At 64.7% G+C, this 21,521-nt stretch carries 21 protein-coding genes and 1 other RNA gene; 10 read left to right on the top strand and 12 right to left on the bottom strand.

Translation table 11 applies throughout. The annotated features are described in order from the left end of the window. The first annotated feature begins 12 nt into the window (after positions 1-12). Positions 13-327: a DUF2388 domain-containing protein gene (locus HU766_RS13815; protein WP_186657680.1), complete on the top strand. Its 315-nt coding sequence runs from the start codon at positions 13-15 to the stop codon at positions 325-327. Positions 328-355: 28 nt separating this feature from the next. Here the strand turns inward: HU766_RS13815 and gcvP are convergent, their stop codons facing one another. The 10 genes from gcvP to HU766_RS13765 all read right to left on the bottom strand — a co-directional run bounded on the left by gcvP (position 356) and on the right by HU766_RS13765 (position 12,712). Beyond that, positions 356-3,229, bottom strand: a complete 2,874-nt coding sequence (gene gcvP / locus HU766_RS13810; protein WP_186657677.1) for an aminomethyl-transferring glycine dehydrogenase — start codon at positions 3,227-3,229, stop codon at positions 356-358. A gap of 130 nt (positions 3,230-3,359) precedes the next feature. Beyond that, positions 3,360-3,743, bottom strand: coding sequence for a glycine cleavage system protein GcvH (gene gcvH / locus HU766_RS13805; protein ID WP_186657668.1), 384 nt, complete (start codon positions 3,741-3,743; stop codon positions 3,360-3,362). Between the two features lie 51 nt (positions 3,744-3,794). Further along, on the bottom strand, positions 3,795-4,877 hold the full coding sequence (gene gcvT / locus HU766_RS13800) for a glycine cleavage system aminomethyltransferase GcvT (protein ID WP_186657665.1): 1,083 nt from the start codon (positions 4,875-4,877) through the stop codon (positions 3,795-3,797). A gap of 123 nt (positions 4,878-5,000) precedes the next feature. Then, complete coding sequence (locus tag HU766_RS13795; protein WP_033702160.1) at positions 5,001-6,623, bottom strand: iron ABC transporter permease; 1,623 nt, start codon at positions 6,621-6,623, stop codon at positions 5,001-5,003. A gap of 160 nt (positions 6,624-6,783) precedes the next feature. Then, positions 6,784-7,785 carry an extracellular solute-binding protein gene (locus tag HU766_RS13790; RefSeq protein WP_033702162.1) on the bottom strand — a complete coding sequence of 334 codons (1,002 nt, stop codon included), beginning with the start codon at positions 7,783-7,785 and terminating at the stop codon, positions 6,784-6,786. A gap of 114 nt (positions 7,786-7,899) precedes the next feature. Further along, a complete protein-coding gene (locus HU766_RS13785) occupies positions 7,900-9,117 on the bottom strand; it encodes a 2-octaprenyl-3-methyl-6-methoxy-1,4-benzoquinol hydroxylase (RefSeq protein WP_167334469.1) in 1,218 nt (405 codons plus the stop codon). A 9-nt stretch (positions 9,118-9,126) separates the two neighbouring features. Beyond that, positions 9,127-9,609, bottom strand: a complete 483-nt coding sequence (locus HU766_RS13780; protein ID WP_033702166.1) for a DUF4442 domain-containing protein — start codon at positions 9,607-9,609, stop codon at positions 9,127-9,129. Next, positions 9,606-10,805, bottom strand: coding sequence for a 2-octaprenyl-6-methoxyphenyl hydroxylase (gene ubiH / locus HU766_RS13775; RefSeq protein ID WP_033702168.1), 1,200 nt, complete (start codon positions 10,803-10,805; stop codon positions 9,606-9,608). Before ubiH ends, HU766_RS13780 begins: the two co-directional genes overlap by 4 nt. Continuing rightward, positions 10,802-12,136, bottom strand: coding sequence for a Xaa-Pro aminopeptidase (gene pepP, locus HU766_RS13770; protein ID WP_033702170.1), 1,335 nt, complete (start codon positions 12,134-12,136; stop codon positions 10,802-10,804). The genes ubiH and pepP overlap by 4 nt, the downstream gene beginning before the upstream one ends. Positions 12,137-12,157: 21 nt before the next feature. Then, the gene (locus tag HU766_RS13765) at positions 12,158-12,712 is read right to left on the bottom strand and encodes a YecA family protein (RefSeq protein WP_033702172.1); all 555 of its coding nucleotides are present in this window, start codon (positions 12,710-12,712) and stop codon (positions 12,158-12,160) included. Positions 12,713-12,893: 181 nt separating this feature from the next. Between HU766_RS13765 and HU766_RS13760 the strand changes: the two genes are divergently transcribed. From HU766_RS13760 to HU766_RS13745, 4 genes are all read left to right on the top strand, one after another. Beyond that, positions 12,894-13,076: a TIGR02449 family protein gene (locus HU766_RS13760; RefSeq protein WP_033693939.1), complete on the top strand. Its 183-nt coding sequence runs from the start codon at positions 12,894-12,896 to the stop codon at positions 13,074-13,076. After that, positions 13,073-13,393, top strand: coding sequence for a cell division protein ZapA (locus HU766_RS13755; RefSeq protein ID WP_186657662.1), 321 nt, complete (start codon positions 13,073-13,075; stop codon positions 13,391-13,393). The genes HU766_RS13760 and HU766_RS13755 overlap by 4 nt, the downstream gene beginning before the upstream one ends. Positions 13,394-13,410: 17 nt before the next feature. Next, positions 13,411-13,590, top strand: a non-coding RNA gene (gene ssrS / locus HU766_RS13750) — 6S RNA. Positions 13,591-13,659: 69 nt separating this feature from the next. Next, positions 13,660-14,268: a 5-formyltetrahydrofolate cyclo-ligase gene (locus HU766_RS13745; RefSeq protein ID WP_033702176.1), complete on the top strand. Its 609-nt coding sequence runs from the start codon at positions 13,660-13,662 to the stop codon at positions 14,266-14,268. 19 nt (positions 14,269-14,287) lie between these two features. Here HU766_RS13745 and HU766_RS13740 read toward each other — a convergent pair whose 3' ends face one another. Next, positions 14,288-14,440, bottom strand: a complete 153-nt coding sequence (locus tag HU766_RS13740) for a hypothetical protein (protein ID WP_167334468.1) — start codon at positions 14,438-14,440, stop codon at positions 14,288-14,290. Between the two features lie 178 nt (positions 14,441-14,618). Here HU766_RS13740 and HU766_RS13735 point away from each other — a divergent pair, with 178 nt between their 5' ends. The 4 genes from HU766_RS13735 to HU766_RS13720 all read left to right on the top strand — a co-directional run bounded on the left by HU766_RS13735 (position 14,619) and on the right by HU766_RS13720 (position 19,953). Then, entirely contained in the window at positions 14,619-15,068 is a 450-nt protein-coding gene (locus HU766_RS13735) for an EVE domain-containing protein (protein WP_033702178.1), read from the top strand. A gap of 94 nt (positions 15,069-15,162) precedes the next feature. Continuing rightward, entirely contained in the window at positions 15,163-16,122 is a 960-nt protein-coding gene (locus HU766_RS13730; RefSeq protein ID WP_033702180.1) for an HlyD family efflux transporter periplasmic adaptor subunit, read from the top strand. Then, on the top strand, positions 16,119-18,839 hold the full coding sequence (rbbA, locus tag HU766_RS13725) for a ribosome-associated ATPase/putative transporter RbbA (protein WP_186657659.1): 2,721 nt from the start codon (positions 16,119-16,121) through the stop codon (positions 18,837-18,839). Before HU766_RS13730 ends, rbbA begins: the two co-directional genes overlap by 4 nt. Before the next feature lies 1 nt (position 18,840). Further along, a complete protein-coding gene (locus HU766_RS13720) occupies positions 18,841-19,953 on the top strand; it encodes an ABC transporter permease (RefSeq protein ID WP_186657657.1) in 1,113 nt (370 codons plus the stop codon). Here HU766_RS13720 and HU766_RS13715 read toward each other — a convergent pair whose 3' ends face one another. Then, the gene (locus HU766_RS13715; protein ID WP_186657654.1) at positions 19,954-20,358 is read right to left on the bottom strand and encodes a flagellar basal body-associated FliL family protein; all 405 of its coding nucleotides are present in this window, start codon (positions 20,356-20,358) and stop codon (positions 19,954-19,956) included. A 157-nt stretch (positions 20,359-20,515) separates the two neighbouring features. Between HU766_RS13715 and HU766_RS13710 the strand changes: the two genes are divergently transcribed. Further along, positions 20,516-21,493: an NADPH:quinone oxidoreductase family protein gene (locus HU766_RS13710; protein ID WP_186657651.1), complete on the top strand. Its 978-nt coding sequence runs from the start codon at positions 20,516-20,518 to the stop codon at positions 21,491-21,493. Positions 21,494-21,521: the final 28 nt, after the last annotated feature.

Raw genomic sequence — 21,521 nt, 5'->3', positions numbered from 1 at the left:
AGGTGTTTCAACATGCGTCTCAAAACCGCCATCGCGACCGCTGCCTTGCTTTCGCTGCCAATGGGCTCCGCCATGGCCGATACCTTCTGGCGTAACGTGATTTCTTCCGGTGCGACCACCGCGTCCACCTACCTGACCTCCAAGGATCACAAGCTGGTACTGGCCGCGCAGGAAGACGCTGGCAGCTTCGTGGCCAGCGAAGGCGCCATTCGTGGGCCGTTCCTGGAGTCTGCGCTGCACCAGGTGCGCGCCGAAAACCCAGGCATGCAAGCCAGCGACATGGAACTGGCCAATGCCATTCTGGCCAAGAACGCAGTAGCCGAGTAAATAATCGGGGGGCCAAGCCCCCCGAAACTCAGCGATAAGCCTCCACCGGCACACACGCGCAGAACAAGTTCCTGTCTCCATACACATTGTCGACCCGGTTCACCGCTGGCCAATACTTGTGCTGGCGTACGTGAGCACTGGGGGCGATGCCCTGCTCCAGGCTGTACGGCCTGTTCCACGCTGCCAACACATCGGCCAAGGTATGCGGCGCATGCTTGAGCGGGTTGTCTTCGGCCGGCCAGTTGCCCTCCTGCACCTGGGCGATTTCTGCACGGATCGCCAGCATCGCCTCGACGAAACGGTCCAGCTCGGCCTTGGACTCACTCTCGGTCGGCTCGACCATCAGCGTGCCCGGTACCGGGAATGACATGGTCGGGGCATGAAAGCCGTAGTCCATCAAACGTTTGGCCACGTCCTCCTCACTGATGCCGGTCTGGGCCTTGAGCGGGCGCAGGTCGAGTATGCATTCGTGGGCCACGCGCTGGTTACGCCCGCGGTAGAGCACCGGGAACGCCCCGGCAAGCTGGCTGGCCAGGTAGTTGGCCGAGAGGATCGCCACCTCGCTGGCATCGGCCAGTTGCGGGCCCATCATGGCGATGTACATCCAGCTGATCGGCAGAATGCTCGCACTGCCCCAGGGCGCGGCACTGACCGCGCTGTTGTTCGGGTCCAGGCCGGGTACCGGCACCACCGGGTGGCTGGCGACAAAGGGCTTGAGGTGGGCGCGGATGCCGATCGGGCCCATGCCGGGGCCGCCGCCGCCATGGGGGATGCAGAAGGTCTTGTGCAGGTTCATGTGCGAAACGTCGGCGCCGATGTCTGCGGGCCGTGCCAGGCCGACCTGGGCATTGAGGTTGGCACCGTCCATGTACACCTGGCCACCGTGCTGGTGCACCACGTCGCAGATTTCGCGGATACCCTCTTCGTACACCCCATGGGTCGAGGGGTAGGTGACCATCAGGCAGGACAACCGATCCCCTGCCGCCTGGGCCTTGACCTTGAGGTCCGTGAGGTCGACGTTGCCGTCTTCGTCGCAATCGACGATCACCACCTCCATGCCGGCCATTTGCGCCGAGGCCGGGTTGGTGCCGTGGGCCGAGGACGGAATCAGGCACAGCGTACGCTGCGGCTGATGGCGGCTGCGGTGGTAGCGGGTGATGGCCATGAGGCCGGCGTATTCACCCTGGGCCCCGGAGTTGGGCTGCATGCAAATGGCGTCAAAGCCGGTGATCGCGCACAACCAGCTCTCCAGCTCGTCGATCATCGCTTTGTAGCCAACCGCCTGGGCAGCAGGCGCAAAGGGATGAAGCTGGGCGAAGCCGGGCCAGGTGATGGGGATCATCTCGCTGGTGGCGTTGAGCTTCATGGTGCAGGAGCCCAGCGGGATCATCGACTGGTTCAGCGCCAGGTCCTTGTTTTCCAGCTGCTTGAGGTAGCGCAGCATCTCGGTTTCACTGTGGTGCAGGTTGAAGACCGGGTGCGCAAGGAACGGCGTGCGCCGCACCAGCCCCGCTGGTATGCCTTCGGGCAGCGCCAGTTGGTCGAGCGTCGCGATGTCCAGGCCGTGGTCGACCCCCAGGAAAACATCGAACAGGCGCAACACGGTCTGTTCGCTGCAGGTTTCGTCCAGGCTCACGCCCAGGTGCCCACGCCCGAGGATGCGCAGGTTGATCTGCGCGTGCTCGGCACTTTCGATGATCGCCGCCTGCGCGCCGCCCACCTCCAACGTCAGGGTGTCGAAAAAATGCTGGTTGAGCCGCTTGATGCCCTTGGCTTCAAGGCCGGCCGCCAGGATAAAGGTCAGCCGATGCACGCGCTGGGCAATGCGCTGCAAGCCCTCTGGGCCATGGTAGACGGCATAGAAGCCGGCGATATTGGCCAGCAGTACCTGGGCCGTGCAGATGTTGGAGTTGGCCTTCTCACGGCGGATGTGCTGCTCGCGGGTCTGCAGGGCCATGCGCAGCGCGGTATTGCCACGGGCATCGCGTGACACACCGATGATGCGCCCCGGCATGGCCCGCTTGAAGTCGTCACGGCAGGCGAAATAGGCCGCGTGTGGCCCGCCGTAGCCCATCGGTACGCCAAAGCGCTGGGTCGAGCCCAACACCACATCGGCGCCCAGCTCACCGGGCGGCGCCAGCACCACCAGGCTGAGCAGGTCGGCGGCAACGCAGGCCAAGGCTTGCTGGCTGTGCAACTGGTCGATCAATGGGCGCAGGTCGCGCACCTCGCCATGGGTGTCCGGGTATTGCAGCAAAGCGCCGAATACCGAGTGCTTGGCAAGGTTATCCACAGCGTCGACGATCAGCTCGAAGCCGAACCCCTCGGCGCGGGTTTTCAGTACCGAGAGGGTTTGCGGGTGGCAGTGCTCGTCGGCGAAGAAGGCGTTGCTCTTGTTACGTGCCACGCGCTTGGCCAAGGCCATCGCCTCGGCGGCGGCGGTGGCTTCGTCGAGCAGCGAGGCGTTGGCCAGGGCCAGGCCGGTCAGGTCGATGACCATCTGCTGAAAGTTGAGCAGGGCTTCCAGCCGGCCTTGGGCGATTTCTGGCTGATAAGGCGTATAGGCGGTGTACCAGCCTGGGTTTTCCAGCACGTTGCGCAGGATGACAGTTGGCGTGACGGTGCCGTGGTAGCCCATGCCGATGAGGCTGGTCCAGACCTGATTCTGCTCGGCGTAACCGGCGAGCTTGGCCAGTGCGGCCTGTTCATCCAGGGCCGGCGGCAGGTCGAGTGGGCGATTGAGGCGGATCCCTGGCGGGACCGTCTGCTCGATCAGCTCGCTGCGGCTGGCAACACCCAGCGCGCTGAGCATGGCCTGCTGCTCCGAGGCATCGGGGCCAAGGTGGCGACGCAGGAAAGGGTTGAGCTCTTGCAGTTGATGCAGGGACGGCGACTGGGACATGACGACGCTCTCTTCCTAGACCAGGCCTCATGGAGACTTATAAGTCTAGGAAGGATTGCCGATTGTGCGGAGAAACTTGCTTTTGCCGCACCATGGCCGGGCGGCGCAGTGCGCCCCCCGGCCTGATCAGTTACTCGCCGATCGCAGCCTGATAAGCCGCAGCATCCAGCAGCTCTTCCAATTCAGCTGCGTCGCTTGGCTTCAATTTGAAGATCCACGCCCCATAAGGTTCTTCGTTCAACAGCTCCGGATTGTCTGCCAGCGCGTCGTTGACCGCGATCACTTCGCCAGCGATCGGGGCGTAGATGTCGGAAGCCGCCTTGACCGATTCGACCACGCCTGCGGCATCGCCTTTGGCAAACACCTTGCCGACTTCCGCCAGTTCGACGAACACGACGTCACCCAGGGCTTCCTGTGCATGGTCGCTGATGCCAACGGTCACTGTGCCGTCGCTTTCCAGGCGCGCCCACTCGTGGCTTTCGGCAAAACGCAGGTCGGCGGGGATATTGCTCATGTCTTGAATTCCTCGATTGGCTCAGCGGTCGGCCCGCCGGTTAATAATTGTTCAAATCAGGATTTTGCCGTGGCGCACGAAGGTCGGTTTGACCACCCGCACCGGGTACCATTTGCCGCGAATCTCGACCTCGGCGCGGTCGCCGGTAGCCATGGGTACACGCGCCAGGGCAATGGATTTGCTCAGCGTAGGAGAGAAACTACCACTGGTGATCTCACCTTCGCCAATACCGGTAACACGAACCACCTGATGGGCACGCAGAACGCCGCGTTCTTCCAGCACCAGGCCAACCAGTTTTTCCTTCACACCCTGCTCGATTTCCGCCAACAGGCCAGTGCGGCCGATGAATTCGCGCGCAGCCGGCTCCCAGGCGATGCTCCAGCCCAGGTTGGAGGTCAGCGGGGTGTGGGCTTCGTCGATGTCCTGGCCGTAAAGGTTCATGCCGGCTTCCAGACGCAGGGTATCGCGGGCGCCCAGGCCACTGGGGGCGATGCCGGCCCCTACCAGGTCGTTGAAGAAGGCCACGGCCTGGTCACCTGGGAGGATGATCTCCAGGCCGTCCTCACCGGTATAACCGGTACGGGCAATGAACCAGTCGCCTTCGGCGATACCTTCGAACGGGCGCAGCTCGCGGATCAGCGCGGCGCGCGAGGGGCTCAGCAAGGCCGCCACCTTTTCACGGGCGTGGGGGCCTTGAATGGCGAGGATGGCGAGGTCCGGGCGAACCTGAACATCCACCTCGAAGCCTGCACGCTGCGCATGCAGCCAGCCAAGCACCTTTTCGCGGGTGGCGGCGTTGGTCACCAGGCGATAGCCGCCTTCGGTACGGTAGGCGATGAGGTCGTCGATAACCCCGCCCTGCGCGTTCAGCAGTGGGCTGTACAGCGCCTTGCCAATACCCGCGAGACGTGCGACGTCGTTGGCCAGCAACCGCTGCAACCAGGCAAAGGCATCACTGCCCGTGACGTCGATGACGGTCATGTGAGAGACATCGAAGACCCCGCAGTCACTGCGCACCTGATGGTGCTCCTCGACTTGCGAGCCATAGTGCAGGGGCATGTCCCAGCCGCCAAAATCGACCGTCTTGGCGCCGAGCGCCAGGTGCAGGTCATACAGAAGCGTGCGCTGTCCCATGGGTTTCTCCTTCCGGGCGTGGCGAAGCGGCGGCGGTCGATGACGTTGGGTCGTCAGCTCTTCTTGTAGGACCCGCCGCGCGAATGCCGCGCATTGTAGCCGCATGGGCGCAGGCTGGCACCCTTAGTGTCTGTGACCGGGGCGCCGAGCCGAACGGCGGATCAGCCCGATGACCGGCAGCAGCCCCACCAGTACCAGGGTCAAGGCAGGCAGCGAGGCGCGCGCCCACTCCCCCTCGCTGGTCATCTCGAACACCCGTACCGCCAAGGTGTCCCAGCCGAACGGACGCATCAGCAAGGTAGCCGGCATTTCCTTCAACACATCGACGAATACCAGCAGGGCCGCACTCAGTGCACCGGGCACCAACAACGGCAGATACACCCTGAAAAACAATCCCACGCCGCCGACGCCCAGGCTGCGCGACGCTTCAGGCAACGAGGGCCGGATACGCTCCAGGCTGCCTTCCAGCGGCCCGTAGGCCACGGCGATGAAGCGCACCAGGTAGGCCAGCAGCAAGGCCGCGAGGCTACCCAGCAGCAAGGGTTTGCCAGCGCCGCCCAGCCATGTGGAGAGCGGCACCACCAGTTGGTTATCGAGGTAACTGAAGGCCAGCATGATCGACACCGCCAGCACTGAACCTGGCAAGGCATAACCAAGGTTGGCCAGGCCGACCCCAGCGCGGATGCCAGCCGTCGGCGCCTGGCGCCGGGCAAATGCCAGCAACAGCGCCACGCTCACCGTGATCAATGCCGCCATGCCGCCCAGGTACAAGGTGTGCAGCACCAGGCCGACATAGCGATCGTCCAGGTCATGCCGACCGCGCTGCCAGAACCACACCAGCAATTGCAGCAGCGGTATGACGAAGGCGCAGGCGAACACCAGCAGGCACCAGCCGCTGGCCAGCAGCGCCTTTGCCCCGCGCAGGTGATAGAGCGCTTGCCCACGCGGCCGCTCGTTGCCGGTACGGCTGGCGCCGCGCGCACGGCGCTCGCCGTAGAGCACCAGCATCACCGCCAACAGCAGCAGGCTGGCCAACTGCGCGGCGCTGGACAGGCTGAAGAAGCCGTACCAGGTCTTGTAGATGGCCGTGGTGAAGGTATCGAAATTGAACACTGCCACTGCACCGAAATCGGCCAGGGTTTCCATCAACGCCAGGGCGATACCGGCACCGATGGCCGGGCGCGCCATGGGCAACGCCACGCGCCAGAACGCCTGCAGCGGCGACAGCCCCAGTACCCGGGCCGCCTCCATCAGGCCCCGGCCCTGCGCCAGAAAGGCCGTGCGCGCAAGCAGGTAGACATAAGGGTAGAACACCAGCACCAACACGATGACCACCCCACCCGTGGAGCGTACGCGGGGCAGGCGCATCGGCCCGAAGGCTTCACGCAAGGCGCTTTGCACGGGGCCGGCAAAGTCCAGCAGGCCGACGAAGACGAATGCCAGCACGTAGGCGGGGATGGCGAACGGCAGCATCAGCGCCCAGTCTAGCCAGCGCCGGCCGGGGAATTCGCAGAGGCTGGTGAGCCAGGCCAGGCTGACACCCAGGACAGTGACGCCGATGCCTACGCCCAGCACCAGGGTCAGGGTGTTGCCGAGCAGGCGGCTCATCTGGGTGTCGAGCAGGTGCGACCAGATCTGCTGGTCGATCGACTGCCACGACAGCAACAGGACGCTCAGGGGCAGGAGCACCAGGGCAGCGATCAGGGCGACCGGGAGGTACCAGCGGCGTTGGGGGGTGTGGGGCAAGGCTCAAGTCTCGAAGGCGATGGCGACCGCTGCGCGGTCGTTCGCGGGTAAACCCGCTCCTACAGGTACGGTGCCGCCGCTTGGGCTGCGCTGTACCTGTGGGAGCGGGCTTGCCCCGCGAAAGGGCCCTTGCAGGCCCCGCAAGGATAAAGCCTGGCGCTTAGTTCCAGCCAGCCCGGTCCATCAACCGAATCGCCTCTGCCTGGCGCTTGCCCGCGATCTCGACCGGAATGCTGTCAGCTTTGAAGCTGCCCCAGGCTGCAACCTCGTCCGACGGTTTGACCTTCGGGTTGGCCGGGAACTCCTGGTTGATGTCGGCGAACAGCTTCTGCGCGTCTTCGCCGGTCATCCACTCGACCAGCTTTTTCGCAGCCTCTGGGTGCGGAGCATGCTTGGTCAGGCCGATGCCCGACAGGTTCACGTGTACGCCACGATCACCCTGGTTGGGCCAGAAGATCTTCACCGGCAACGCGGGGTTTTGCTTGTGCAGGCGCCCGTAGTAGTAAGTGTTGACCACGCCCACATCGCACTGGCCGGCCTCGATGGCCTGGATCACGGCGTTGTCATCGGAGAACACGTCGGTGGACAGGTTGTTGACCCAGCCTTTGACGATCTCTTCGGTCTTCGCCTCGCCGTGGTTCTCGATCAGTGTGGCGGTCAGCGACTGGTTGTAGACCTTCTTCGCGGTGCGCAGGCACAGGCGGCCCTCCCACTGCTTGTCGGCCAGGGCTTCGTAGGTGCTCAGCTGTTCGGGTTTGACCCGGTCGGTGGCATAGATGATGGTGCGGGCGCGCAGGCTCAGGCCGGTCCAGTCATGGGACGAGGCACGGTACTGCGCCGGGATGTTCTGGTCGATGATGTCGGACTTGATCGGCTGCAGGATGCCCATCTGCTCGGCCTGCCAGAGGTTGCCGGCATCGACGGTCAGCAGCAGGTCGGCCACACCGTTCTCGCCCTCGGCCTTGATGCGTTGCATCAACGGGGCTTCCTTGTCGGTGATGAACTTGATCTTGACGCCGGTCTTGGCGGTGTAGGCATCGAACACCGGCTTGATCAGCTCGTCGATGCGCGAGGAGTACACCACCACCTCCTCCGCTGCCTGGGCAGTGCCGCCGAACAGGGTCAGGGCCAGGGCGGCCAGTAGGGGCTTGCGTGGCAACATGGAAAGCACTCCTCGGATCGTATGAGAGGCGCAAATGGTAGTGAATCCCATTTTGTCACTCACCCTTGGAGCCGTTACCGGATGTTGCAGGGGCCGCAAGGCGGCCCCGTAGGCTCAAGGCCTGGCCAACGCCGGCAGGTCCCCGCTCAACCCCAATGCCTGGCGCACGAACAACGCCTTGGCCTCTGGCATCTGCTCCACCAGCTTCAAGCCACTGTTACGCAACCAGCGCAACGGCAGTGGGTTGGCCTGGAACAGCCGCTCGAAACCCTCCATCGCCGCCATCAGCCCCAGGTTGTGCGGCATGCGCCGCCGCTCATAGCGGCTCAGCACCTTCACATCCGCCAGCCGTTCGCCCCGCTCGCAGGCATTGACCAGCACCTCGGCCAGCACAGCGGCATCGAGGAAGCCCAGGTTGACGCCCTGGCCAGCCAACGGGTGAATGGTGTGCGCGGCATCGCCAATCAAGGCCAGCCCCTCGTCCACATAGCGCTTGGCGTGGCGCTGGCGCAGCGGCACGCAGACGCGCGGGTCTGCCTGCAGGACTTCACCCAGGCGCCCCTCGAAGGCTCGTTCCAGGGCCTTGAGGAAGGCCGGCTCATCCAGCGCCATCAACTGCTCGGCATGCTCCGGGGTGGTCGACCAGACAATCGAGCACCAGTCCTGCTGGCCATCGCGCGTCAGCGGCAGGAACGCCAGCGGGCCGTCGTCGGTGAAGCGCTGCCAGGCCGTGGACTGGTGCCCCGCGCTGCAACGCACGCTGGTGACGATGGCGTGATGCAGGTAATCCCACTCACGGGTTTCGCAACCGGTCAGGCGGCGCACCGCCGAGTTGGCGCCATCAGCCGCCACCACCAGCGGCGCACGCAGCTGGCGGCCGTCGGCCAGGGTCAGCAGCCACTCGTCACCGGAGCGGCGCAGTTGCTCCAGCCGCGCATTGGGCAGCAGGCCGATGTCGCTGTCATGCAGACGCTCCAGCAGGCCATCCTGCACCACCCGGTTCTCGACGATGTGGCCGAGTACCTGAGCGTGCACGCTGGCCGCCGAGAAGTGGATCTGGCCCGTGCCGCTGCCATCCCACACGTGCATGTCGGTGTACGGCGTGGCCCGCCGCCGGGCGATACCGTCCCAGGCGCCAAGGCGCTCGAGAATGCGCTGGCTGGCCGCCGACAGGGCACTGACACGCGGCTCGAACGCGGCCTCGTTATCGTAGGGTTTGACCGACAGCGGGCTGCCGTCGAGCAGGAGAATGTCCAGGCCACTGTGGCGCAACGCCAAGGCCAGGGCGCTGCCGACCATACCGGCACCGACAATCAACAGATCTGCGCGCATTTCCATGCCTTACGCCTGCCTCGCTTGCGGCTTGAGCCGCACGTATAGAGTTTTGTCGACCCGCGCTACCAGCTCGCCGGCAGCGTCGCGGATATCCACCTGCAAACGCGGCAGGCACTTCTTGCCGGTAGCGGTCTGCTGGCGGATCTCGTCCAGCAGGGCGTCATCGAGGTGGAACTCGGCGTACACCGGGCCTTTGCCCGGCGAGATGAAATCGATGCTCGCCGCCTTGTCCCAGACGATGTATTCACGCCCCAACTGCTCGATCAGCAGCAACATGTAGAACGGATCGACCATCGAGTAGAGGCTGCCGCCGAACTGGGTACCGACGTAATTGCGGTTCCAGCGCGTGAGCTTCATGCATACCTTGACGCTGCGCATGTCCGGGCTGATGTGCTGCACACGGATACCGGCGCCCAGGTACGGAGGGTAGAGGTTCAACAACCAGCGCAACATACGGGCCCGGCGCGCCAGCCTGCGCGGATTGCTCATGCCTGGCCTCGCGGGTCGGGGCGCGTACCCAGGCCCATGGCCTGGCGGGCAAACCAGCTTTTCGCCGGGGGCAACAGGTCGAGGCCGAGCAGGCCGATGTTGCGCCCTGCGGCCAACAACGGCTGGTTGCTGCCGAACAGGCGCGTAACCTGGTCGGAAAAGCCGATGGTCAGGGCCTGATCCAGGCGCTGACGCTGGTGATAGACGCGCAAGGTAGCCAGGTCTCCGGGTTGCTGCGGGCCCGCCAGCAGCGCTTCGGCCAGTGCCTGAACGTCACGCAGCGACAGGTTGAAGCCCTGCCCGGCAATGGGGTGCAGGCTGTGCGCGGCGTTGCCCAGCACCACCAGGTGCGGGCGTACCTGCTCGTCGGCTTCGACCAATGCCAGCGGGTACAGATGCCTTGCCCCCACCTGGCGCAATGCGCCGAGGCGATAGCCGAAGGCGTCCTGCAGCTCGCGCAGGAAGCTGCGTTCGTCGATTTCGGCCAGCCGCTGCGCGTCCATGCCCTGACGGGTCCAGACCAGCGCACAGCGGTTTTCCGGCAATGGCAGCAGCGCCATCGGGCCTGCCTCGGTGAAGCGCTCGAACGCCTGGCCGCGATGGGCCTCGCCAGGCGTGATGTTGGCGATCAAGGCGCTTTGCTCATAGGGCGTGCGGCGCACATGAATGCCCAGTTGCTCACGCAGGCCGGAGCGGCCGCCATCGGCCAGCACCGCCAGGTCGCAGTCCAGGCTGGTGTCGTCATCCAGCTGCAGGCGGTAACCGCCTTCGATGGCGTGCATTGCCCGCACCTCGGCGGGGCAACGCCAGCTCACCACGTCACTGTCGAGCCCCTGCCACAGGCACTGGCCAAGCCAGGCGTTCTCGACCACGTAGCCGAGCGCTGGCACGCCCTCCTCGACGGCATCCAGGCGCGTGGCGCCGAACCGGCCGCGGTCGGATACCTGAATCTGCCGGATCGGTTCGGCGCGTTGGCCGATGGCCTGCCACAGCCCCAAGTGCTGGTAGATCTGTTGTGTGCCAAACGACAGCGCCGAGGAGCGCGCATCGTAGCTGGGCTGGAAGTTGTCGCCAGGCGCGAACGGCTCGATCAGCAGGATCTTCCAGCCGCGCGCCTTGGCCCCGGCTTGCAGGGCCAAGGCCAGGCTGGCGCCGACCAGGCCGCCGCCGATGATCGCCAGGTTTACTCGATTCATGCCGCGTCCTTGCGCGCAGCCTGCATCAGCGCCTCGATCTCGGTGACCGTGCGCGGCACGCCGGAGGTCAGAATTTCACAGCCTTGCCTGGTCACTACCACGTCGTCCTCGATCCTTATGCCGATGCCGCGCCACTTCTTCGCCACCGCCTGGTTGTCGGCGGCAATGTAGATGCCCGGCTCGACGGTCAGCGCCATGCCGGGCTCCAGCACGCGCCACTGACCGCCCACCTTGTACTCGCCCACATCGTGCACATCCATGCCCAGCCAGTGCCCGGCGCGGTGCATGTAGAAGGCGCGGTAGGCTTCGCTTTCGATCAGCCCCTGCACATCGCCCTTGAGCAGCCCCAGTGCCACCAGGCCCTCGGTGATGACCTGCACGGTCGCCTCGTGGGCGTGGTTCCAGTGCTTGCCGGGGGCGATTTCGGCGAAGGCCGCAGCCTGGGCCTTGAGCACCAGCTCGTAGATGGCCTTCTGCTCGGGCGAGAAACGCCCGCTGACCGGGAACGTGCGGGTGATGTCGCTGGCATAGCAGTCGATTTCGCAGCCCGCATCGATCAACACCAGGTCGCCATCCTTGAGCGGGGCGTCGTTCTGCTGATAGTGCAGGATGCAGCCATTGCGCCCGGCGGCGACGATCGAGCCGTAGGCCGGCATTTTCGCCCCGCCCTTGCGGAATTCGTAATCCAGCTCGGCTTCCAGGCTGTACTCGTGCAGCCCGGCCCGGCACGCCTGCATGGCACGCACGTGGGCGCGAGCGGAAATTTCGGCGGCAGCGCGCATCACTTTCACTTCCGCCGCCGATTTATACAGGCGCATGTCATGCAGCAGATGATCCAGCGCAACGAACTCGTTCGGCGGCTGGGCACCAAGGCGCGCCTTGGAGCGGATCACGTTGATCCAGTCCATCAGCCGGCGGTCGAACTCGGGGTTGCTGCCCATGGCGCTGTAGACCCGCTCGCGGCCTTCGATAAGGCCCGGCAAGATCTCGTCGATGTCGGTGATCGGGAAGGCATCGTCGGCGCCGAAATCACGCACCGCACCTTCCTGGCCGGCGCGCAGCCCTTCCCATTGCTCGCGCTCGGGGTTGCGCTCGCGGCAGAACAGCACGTACTCGCCATGTTCCCGGCCGGGGATAAGCGCGATGACAGCCTCAGGCTCCGGGAAGCCGCTGAGGTACTGGAAGTCGCTGTCCTGGCGGTACACGTGCTCGACGTCGCGGTTGCGAATGGCAACTGCGGCGGCGGGCAGGATGGCAATGCTATTGGGGACCATCTGCGCCATCAGCGCCTTGCGCCGACGGGCATACTCGGCCTTGGGAATGTGGCTCATGGGCAGACTACCCCCGGTTGATCAGTGCAACGATGGCTTGGACGCAGGTGCGGCCGGCTTGGCCAGTTCGGAGAACAGCAGCAGCGGCGCTACGCGCAGGTATTCCATGACTTCCATGTAGTCGCTCTCGCCGTCTTCGGACTCTTCGAGGGCTTCTTGCACCTGCGAGATGGCAACCAGGTCCTGCAGCACGTCCTTGGCCTCGGTGGAAAGCTCCTTGCCACCTGCGTTCAGGCCGAAACCGGTGATGAAGCCCTGGCACCACTGGCCCAGCGCCGCAGCGCGGTCGGCCAGCGCGGCGTCATCGGTAGGCAGCAGCAGGACGATGGCCATGTCATCGCTGGTCAGCTCACCCTTGACCATCTCCTGCAGGCCGATCAGGGCATTGCGGACAGTGTCACCGGGTTCGTTTTCCAGCAGTTGGGCGGCGTCGGCCAGCCAGGCGTCGGCATCGAAGCCGGCACCGGCGCAACTGCGCCCGACCAGCAAGCCGTGCAGCTCGGCAGGAGTGACAGGGTGGCCATTGCTGGAAAGCAGCATGGCGAAGGCGATGTAGGGCGATTGGGTATTGGGCATGGGCAACTAGGCGCCAGACGGCGCAATGACTAGAATGGAGACCTTGTATCCTAGCACCGGCAGGCGCGCCAAGACCATCGGCACTGGCCGTCGCGGGCCAGGGAGAGGCATCATCGCCAGGTGACTCAACGACGGAGCGATTCGAGTGCAACCCACGCAAGAGAACGACCTGCAAGCGCTGATGAGCCGATTCGAGTTGCTGATTGAACGTGTCGAGCAACTAAAACGGCAAAATGCACTCCTAGTAGCTCAGGAAAAGTCCTGGCGCGAAGAGCGCGCCCACCTCATTGAAAAGAACGAGATCGCAAGGCGCAAGGTCGAGTCGATGATTTTACGCCTCAAGGCTCTGGAGCAAGACTCATGAGTTCAAGCAATAGCGTCACCGTGCAGATCCTCGACAAGGAATACTCGATCATCTGCCCGCCGGAAGAGCGCAACAACCTGGTCAGCGCGGCGCGCTACCTGGACGGCAAGATGCGCGAGATCCGCAGCAGCGGCAAGGTGATTGGTGCCGACCGCATCGCGGTGATGGCGGCGTTGAACATTACCCACGAGATGCTGCACCGCCAGGAAGAGCGTACCGACGCACCCGCTGCTGACACCAACCGCGAACAGGTGCGCGAGCTGCTGGATCGGGTCGATAAGGCTTTGTCCGACGACACGGATACCAAAATCGGCTGAGATTGGTATACTGGCGCCACTCCCTGGGGGATGCGCCAGTCGGTTATGTCCCTGAGCCGATACGCACAACCACGGGGGTTGCACGCTGGGGCCGGTGTGCATGTCCGCTCGACGGAAAGCCTTAACGCCCCCTGCAATCTCCACCTTGAACTTTCGGGTTCAAGGGCTACACCGATAGCGGTCCTATCGGGGAGCCTTATTTCTCTTGCCTGCATTTGCTGCGGGCAGACTCCACACCAGTAGCGACAACTGGGAACGCCCGTGCCATGACCGACACCGCGCCGCCTACCCGCCCCCAGCTCCGTCGCCTGCTGCGCAATGCCCGCCGCGCACTGACGCCTGCCCAGCAGCGCCAGGCCGCCCTCGGCCTGTACCGCCAGTTGGCGCAAGACCCGCTGTTCCGCCGCGCCCGGCACATCGCCCTGTACTTGCCCAACGACGGCGAAATCGACCCATACCTACTACTGCGCGAAGCCCAGCGACGCGGCAAGCGCACCTACCTGCCGGTACTGCACGCCTGGCCGCGCACGCGCATGGTGTTTCAGCGTTTCGAGCAGGGTGAAAAACTCAAGCGCAACCGCTTCCGTATTCCAGAGCCACTGACCGACCGCAAACGCCAACGCCCGATCTGGTCCCTGGACCTGATCCTGCTGCCGCTGGTGGGCTTCGATGAAGTGGGTGGGCGCCTGGGCATGGGCGGGGGGTTCTATGACCGCAGCCTGGCCTACCAGGCGCGCCGCAAGACCTGGAAAAAGCCCTTGCTGCTGGGGCTGGCGCATGAATGCCAAAAGGTCGAGCGGCTGGCGCAGGCCAGCTGGGATGTACCCTTGCAGGGGACGGTCTCGGACTGCGACTGGTACCTGGCGCCGAGCTGAGCGGCGCCAGCGAAGGGCATCAACGTGGCGGCTGGCTGGCGTCGACTGGCATCTGATAGGCGGTATCCAGCTTGCGCTCCCAGAACCCCTGCGCATAACCGGTAGTGACCACACCCAGGCCAAAAATGAACACCAGGATCCACAGCAGATCCGGCTTTTTGCGTTGATTCATCGAAGATTGCCCCCCAGGCAAACTGTTCCGGCTTGGCGATTTTCTGGGTATCGCCAGCGCATCTCGCTTTAAACGGGGCGCATTTTCCGACAACCTGCGTCTACACGCAAACATTGACGCCAACCGGCTGTCGGTTTCGTGCAACAGGTTATTTCAAACCTTTTCAGGAGCAGCATCCATGGCCTATTGGCTGATGAAATCCGAGCCCGACGAGCTCTCGATCGAAGGCCTTGGCCGCCTGGGCGAAACACGCTGGGACGGCGTGCGCAATTACCAGGCGCGCAACTTCCTGCGGGCCATGAGCGTGGGCGACACGTTCTTCTTCTACCATTCCAGCTGCCCGCAGCCGGGCATTGCCGGCATCGCCCGGATCACGCGGGCAGCCTACCCGGACCCAACCGCACTGGACCCAGAGAGCCCCTATCACGACCCCAAGGCCACGGCCGAGAAAAACCCGTGGAGCGCCGTAGATGTGGCGCACGTGCAGACCCTGCCCAAGGTGCTGGAGCTGGGCTGGCTCAAGCAACAGGCTGCCCTTGCCGAACTGCCGCTGGTACAGAAAGGCAGCCGCCTGTCGGTGATGCCGGTGACCCCCGAGCAATGGGCGGCGATTGTCGCGCTGAGCTGAAGGTGCGCTATGGTCATGGGGTTTGACCGATATCAACACGCCATGGATAGCCACACGCCACGATAGGGGCGTGCATTGAGCAGGATGCTGACTGATGAATCGATATGCCCCCAGGGTCTTCGCCACCGCGTTGATCGCCTTACTGGCGACCGCTGCAGGGCTGGGTTACTGGAAGTCGCTGCACGACCAATTGCCGGAAGGCTTGAGCATGGGCAACGGCCGCCTCGAGGCGACCGAAGTGCAGATTGCCAGCAAGGTCCCCGGGCGCTTGGCCGAAGTGCGGGTCGACGAAGGCGACAAGGTTGTCCGCGGCCAGCTGCTGGCCCGTATCGACACCCGTACCATGGAGGCCCAACGCAACCAGGCCGAGGCCGAAGTGCTGCGCGCGCGGGAAAACTACGCGGCAGCCCAGGCCAGTGTGCAACTGCGCCAAAGTGAACTGCTGCTGGCCGGCCAGGAGCTCAAGCGCGTGCGCGAAATCTTCCAGCGCAAGTACGCCAGCCAGCAGTTGCTCGACCAGCAACAGGCCCGCTTCGACACGGCCAACGCGGCAGTTGTCGCGGCACGTGCCCAGCTGGCGGCAGTCAAGGCCGCCATCGGCGCCGCCCAAGCCCAGGTGGCGCAGCTCACCAGCGAGATCGACGACAGCAGCCTGCGAGCGCCCATCGACGGCATCATCCAGCTGCGCCTGGCCGAACCGGGTGAGGTGTTGGGTGCTGGCGGTCGGGTACTGATGCTGATCGACCCGAGCGACCAGTACATGAACCTCTACCTGCCGGCCTCCACCAGCGGCCGGCTGACCGTTGGCGATCAGGCACGCATCGTCCTCGACGCCTTGCCAGAGCAGGCCTTGCCGGCGAAGGTGGCCTTTGTTGCGGCCAAGGCACAGTTCACCCCGAAACAGGTCGAAACCCGTGACGAACGGCAGAAGCTGGTGTTTCGCGTCAAACTGCGCCTGATCGACCCAAGCGCCGTGCCTCAAGCCAAGCCGGGCATGCCGGGTGCTGGCTACGTGCGCACGGCTGATGTGGACTGGCCGGCCAACCTGCAATGAACGCGCCGGCACTGCTGGCCGAGGGTATCAGCCACCGCTATGGCGGCCTGGTCGCCTTGCACACGCTGGGCTTCAGCCTGCCTGCAGGCACGCGCTGTGCACTGATTGGCCCCGACGGGGCCGGCAAATCGACCCTGCTCGGGCTGATCGCCGGCGTGAAGCGCCTGCAACAGGGTGAGCTGCAGGTGCTCGGCGGCTCGATCCGTCAGCGCCGCCATCGCGCGGCGCTGTACCCAAAAGTGGCGTTCATGCCGCAAGGGCTGGGCAACAACCTGTATCCCGAACTGTCGATCAGCGAGAACATTCGCTTTTTCGCCACCCTGTTTGGCCTTGGCCGTGATGAATGCGACCAGCGCATGGCCAACCTGCTACAAGCCACTGACCTGCAACGTTTCGCCGAGCGCCCGGCCGGCAAGCTGTCGGGGGGCATGAAGCAGAAGCTGGGCCTGTGCTGCGCGCTGATCCACGAGCCTGACCTGCTGATCCTCGACGAACCCACCACCGGGGTCGACCCCCTTTCGCGCCGGCGCTTCTGGGAGCTGGTCGAGCAGGTACGTGCGCAACGCCCGCAATTGACGCTGCTGGTGGCCACCGCCTATATGGAAGAGGCCGAGCAGTTCGAGCACTGCCTGATGCTCGATGGCGGCCAGCTGATTGCCGCAGGCCCCAGCCAGGTACTGGCCGCCGTCACGCCCAGCGGCAAGCTGGACGACGCCTTTACCCATTACCAGGGCGCAGGCAGCACGCAACACGCACCCTTGAGCATCCCGCCACGCCCGACCAATGACGGCCCGGTTGCCATCGAGGCGCACGACCTGACCCTGCGCTTTGGCGATTTCACCGCAGTGAACAAGGTCAGCTTCGCCATTGGCCGTGGGGAAATTTTCGGCTTCCTGGGTTCCAACGGCTGCGGCAAGACCACCACCATGAAAGTGCTCACCGGCCTGATGCCCGCCACCGAGGGCAGCGCCACCCTGCTCGGCCGCCCGGTGGATGCCAGCGACCTGGCCACGCGCAAGCGGGTGGGGTTCATGTCGCAGAGTTTCTCGCTGTATGGCGAACTCAGCACCCGCCAGAACCTGACGCTGCATGCCCGCCTGTTCGACCTGCCCAAGGCCGAAAGCGCGCAGCGCATCAGCGAACTGATCGAACGCTTCGACCTGGGCAGCTTCGCCGACCAGCCGTCAGGCGCCCTGCCCCTTGGCCTGCGCCAGCGGCTGTCGCTGGCGGTCGCGGTGCTGCATCGCCCTGAAGTGCTGATCCTCGACGAGCCGACTTCTGGCGTCGACCCTGCCGCCCGGGACGACTTCTGGCGGCTGCTGGTGGAATTGTCCCGCGAGCAGGGCGTGACCATTTTCCTCTCCACCCACTTCATGAACGAAGCCCAGCGCTGCGACCGCATTTCGCTGATGCACGCCGGCCGGGTGCTGGCCTGCGACACGCCCGACGCCCTGCAGCGCCATTACGCCGGCAACACCCTGGAAGACGCCTTCGTCCGCTGCCTGGAACAGGCCCAGGAGACCGGCCCCCAGGCCCCGGGCAACGCGGTACTGGAGCAGGCAGCAGCGACCACACCGCCGTTGCGCCATGGCTTCAGCCTGCGCCGCCTGTTGGCGGTGGCCAGCCGGGAGGGCAAGGAGTTGCTGCGGGACAGGGTGCGCCTGGCCTTTGCCCTGCTCGGCGCCGTGTTCATGATGGTGATCTTCGGCTACGGCATCTCGCTGGATGTGGAGAACCTCGCCTTCGCCGTTCACGACCAGGATCAGAGCCCGCAGAGCCGCGCCTACCTCGAGGCCTTTCGCGGGTCGCGCTATTTCGCCGAACAGGCGCCGATCCGGGATACTCGCGAGATGCACCAGCGCTTGCAGCGCTCCGAAATCAAACTGGCGCTGGAGATCCCACCGGGCTTTGGCCGCGACCTGCACGCCGGGCGCCAGCCGGTCGTGGCAGCCTGGCTGGACGGCGGCATGCCGTTTCGTGCGGAAACCAGCCGTAACTACGTGGAAGCCGTGCACCAGGCGAACCTCGAACAGCTTGCCGCCTACAGCCCGCAACCGGTGCAGCGCCAGGAACCGGTGCGCCTGGAAACACGCTTTCGCTACAACCAGGATGTGGTCAGCGTGAATGCCATCGGCCCCGGGGTGATGGCGCTGATCCTGGCCTTCATACCAGCCATGCTCACCGCCCTGGGCATTGTCCGCGAGAAAGAGCTGGGCTCCATTACCAACTTCTACGCCACGCCCCTCACCCGCCTGGAGTTCCTGCTGGGCAAACAGCTGCCCTACCTGGCCGTGAGCCTGGTCAACCTGGCGTTGCTGGTGGCGATGAACCGCTGGCTGTTCGCCGTGCCGCTAAAGGGCAGCGTGCTGGCCCTGGCCTGTGGCGGCGTGGCCTACCTGTTGGCCACCACCAGCCTGGGCTTGCTGATTTCGGCGTTCACCCGCACCCAGATCGCGGCCATTCTGGGCACCATGATCATCACCAGCTTGCCGACCATTCAGTTTTCCGGGCTGATCGTGCCGCGCTCGTCGCTCGACGGCGCTGCGGCGGTGATGGGCCAGCTGTTCCCGGCCGGGTATTTCCTCGACATCGCGGTCGGCACCTTCACCAAAGCGCTGGGCCTGCGCGAGCTGTGGCCGCAGTGCCTGATCCTGCTGAGTTTCTTTGCCGTATTCACCGGCCTGAGCCTGATCATGCTCAAGAAGCAGGAGGCCTGACATGTCGCGCTTGAACCACACCCTGCGCCTGGGCCTGAAAGAACTCACCAGCCTGCGCCATGACAGCGTGCTGCTGCTGTTTCTGCTTTATGCCTTTAGCGTGGCGATCTACATGCCTGCGGCCGGCTCGGTGATCGGCGTGCACAACGCCAGTGTCGCCGTGGTCGACGAAGACCACAGCCTGCTCTCGCGCAAACTCACCGAGTCGCTGCAACCGCCCGAGTTCCAGCCTGCCGTGCCTCTGCCTCCGGACCGCCTGGACCAGGCCATGGACAGTGGCCAGTACACCTTCGTGATCAATGTGCCGGTAAATTTCCAGAGCGACCTGCTGGCCGGGCGGTCGCCGGAGCTGCAGATCAACGTCGACGCCACGGCCATGAGCCAGGCCTTCATGGGCGCCGGCTACATCGGCCGGATCTTCGAACGTGAGCTGCTCGACTATACCCAGCGCACCACCACGCAGAGCCCGGTGCTGATCAACCCCAAGGCATTGTTCAACCCCAACCTTGAGGGCGGCTGGTTTCTGGCGGTGATCCAGATCGTCAACAACATCACGATTCTGGCGATCATCCTCACCGGCACCGCGTTGTTGCGTGAGCGCGAACACGGCACGCTCGATCACTTGCTGGTGCTGCCGTTGACCGCGCTGGAAATCATGCTGGCGAAAATCGCCAGCAACGCACTGGTGGTGGTGCTTTGCACCTGGATCTCGCTGATCGTGGTGGTCAAGGGCGCCCTGGGCGTGCCGTTGTCCGGCTCCATGGGGCTGTTTCTGGGGGTGACGGCGCTGTACCTGTTCGCCAGCACCGCGCTGGGCATCTTTCTGGCCACCCTGGCGCGTTCGACGCCTCAGTTCGGCCTGCTGGCGATCCCGGTGATCATCCCGATGCTGTTGCTGTCGGGCGGCAGCACGCCGCTGGACAGCATGCCGCAGTGGTTGCAATGGGTGATGCAAGGCTCGCCGTCGACGCATTTCGTCAGCCTCGGCGCCGCAATTCTGTTCCGCGACGCCGGCTTGGCCGTGGTATGGCCAGATATCCTGGCCCTGGCCGTGATCGGCCTGGTGTTCTTCAGCGTGGCACTGGCGCGCTTTCGGCGCAGCCTGGCCTCTTGATCACTGCACGATCAGGTTGTTGAACAGCAGGTCTTCGACAATCGGCTTGCCCTCTTCCGCTTCCATTACCTGCTGCACCTGCTTGAGGGCTTCCTGGCGCAGTTGCTCCTTGGCCTCGACGTTGCTCATCTTGTCTACCGTCTGCTGGGTGAACAGCGCCACCAGCTGGTTACGGATCAGCGGCTCGTGATGCTTCACCGCCTTGGCGGCCTCATCACCGGTCACGCGCAGGGCCACGTCAGCCTTGTAGACGCGCAGCTTGGGGCCAACGTCGAGCGCGTAGTTACCGACAAAGGGTGGGCTCAGGGTGATGTAGGCGACTTTTGGCTGCCCTTCCTTGGCCTCTTCGGCCATGGCCGCCACTGGCAGCATCAGGGCCAGCACCATCAAGATCCACGCTTTCACGAATTCGCTCCTCAATACAATTGGCGCCAGCTTACCCAGCACACCGCTCAAACCCAAGCCCAGGCTTATGCCGGCCCATCAGGGTGGGCCATGCTCGTTGACCCGGCAGGTGGCCCTCCTACACTTATCGGCCATTACCCGCAAAGGAATAGCCCCGATGAAAGCTGTGTTGTGCAAAACCCTGGGTCCGGCGCGCGACCTGGTACTGGAAGACGTCGCCAGCCCCGTGCCGAAGAAGAACGAGCTCCTGCTGGAGGTACAGGCCGCAGGTGTCAACTTCCCGGACACCCTGATCATCGAAGGTAAATACCAGTTTCAGCCACCGCTGCCGTTTTCCCCGGGCAGCGAAGCAGCGGGGGTGGTCGCCGCAGTCGGCGAAAAGGCCGGGGCGTTCAAGGTCGGCGACCGGGTCATGGCGCTGACGGGCTGGGGTGCGTTCGCCGAGCAGGTCGCGGTGCCCTTCTACAACGTGATGCCGATCCCCGAAAGCATGGACTTCACGACCGCTGCCGCCTTTGGCATGACCTACGGCACCTCGATGCATGCACTCAAGCAGCGCGGCCAACTGCGGCCCGGTGAAACCCTGCTGGTGCTGGGGGCGTCTGGCGGTGTGGGCCTGGCGGCAGTGGAAATAGGCAAGGCCATGGGCGCCCGGGTGATCGCCGCGGCCAGCAGCGCTGAAAAACTGGCTGTGGCCAAGGCTGCCGGGGCCGACGAGCTGATTGACTACAGCCAGGCCAGCCTCAAGGACGAGATAAAGCGCCTGACCGGCGGCCAGGGCGCGGACGTGATCTACGACCCGGTGGGCGGCGAGCTGTTCGACCAGGCCGTGCGCGGGCTGGCCTGGAATGGACGGTTACTGGTGGTCGGGTTTGCCAGCGGCACCATCCCACAGATGGCGGCGAACCTGGTGCTGCTCAAGGGCGCTGCGGTGCTGGGGGTGTTCTGGGGGGCGTTTGCACAGCGTCAGCCGGAGGACAATGCGGCGAACTTCAGCCAGCTGTTTGCCTGGCATGCCGAAGGCAAACTGAAACCGTTGGTGTCGAAGACTTATCCACTGGCCGAGGCTGGGGCGGCTATCGAGCAATTGGGGCAGAGGAAGGCGCTGGGTAAGTTGGTGGTGCTAACCCGATAAGGCATCACAACTGGGTTGGCAGCACCGG

It is taken from the genome of Pseudomonas sp. SWRI77 (assembly GCF_014269105.1).
GTDB lineage: Bacteria > Pseudomonadota > Gammaproteobacteria > Pseudomonadales > Pseudomonadaceae > Aquipseudomonas > Aquipseudomonas capeferrum.
Note: the sequence above shows the minus strand (reverse complement) of the source record. Positions and strands in the feature narration are given on the sequence as shown.